Genomic DNA, 835 nt, shown 5'->3' on the forward strand with positions numbered 1-835 from the left:
ATTATCCGCAACTAAAAATCAAAAAGGAATATGAAAGAATTAGAAAACAACTGGATGAAAAAATGGGAATCGGTAAAAGAAAAAACCGTCTGCCCTGTTGACCTCAATACTTATTTTGAGCAAGAAGAAATTGCAGGAAAATCGTTAACGACGATTAATATCGGTTCTTGCGATTTGCCGAGTGGAAATCTTTTGGTACGAGATCCATTGGTATATCTCCCAAACAGAAACGAACGTCCATATTTTCAGAACGCTCCTGCGGGTAAATATGAAACGGAAATTTGTGTAATCAAATCTGACGACGAGGATTGCGACCGTTATGCCGCAGTACGTTTGCGCTTCAATGAAAAGCGGGCTGTTCGATTCTATGAAGCATTAGTTGGGAATGAAAACCTTGAAACATTGGAAGAGGGTGATTACTTTGGATTTTGTGTAGATGCTGGTTTAGGATGTGTATGTGATGAAATTATCCACCGTATTTATTGCGACTGGGATGAACAATGGCGCAAAGATAATCCCGATGATAATCCTTATGATGGATATTTTGCTGCATTATTCAAAGAAAACTATTATCTCCATCCAGAATATCAACGTGCAGGCGGAGACTGGTTAAATTGGCAAGTGCCGGGGACGGAGTATCATATTCCCATTTTTCAATCAGGGTTCGGAGATGGTACGTATCCGGTTTATTGGGGCATAGACGAAGGCGGCGAAATATGTCAGTTGGTAATTCAGTTTATTGATATAGAATTAGCCTATGGCAATGATGAAGAGAATTAATGTGCGGATAACAAATAAATAAGCAACCCTAACAGTTGCTATTTACAACCCATTA

Annotated in this window: 1 protein-coding gene; it reads left to right on the forward strand. The window is 39.2% G+C overall.

Translation table 11 applies throughout. The features are described 5' to 3' along the window. Positions 1 to 30: 30 nt before the first annotated feature. Positions 31 to 780: a DUF4241 domain-containing protein gene (locus DWW10_RS25845; protein ID WP_004327342.1), complete on the forward strand. Its 750-nt coding sequence runs from the start codon at positions 31 to 33 to the stop codon at positions 778 to 780. Positions 781 to 835: the final 55 nt, after the last annotated feature.

It is taken from the genome of Bacteroides intestinalis, assembly GCF_003464595.1.
GTDB lineage: Bacteria > Bacteroidota > Bacteroidia > Bacteroidales > Bacteroidaceae > Bacteroides > Bacteroides intestinalis_A.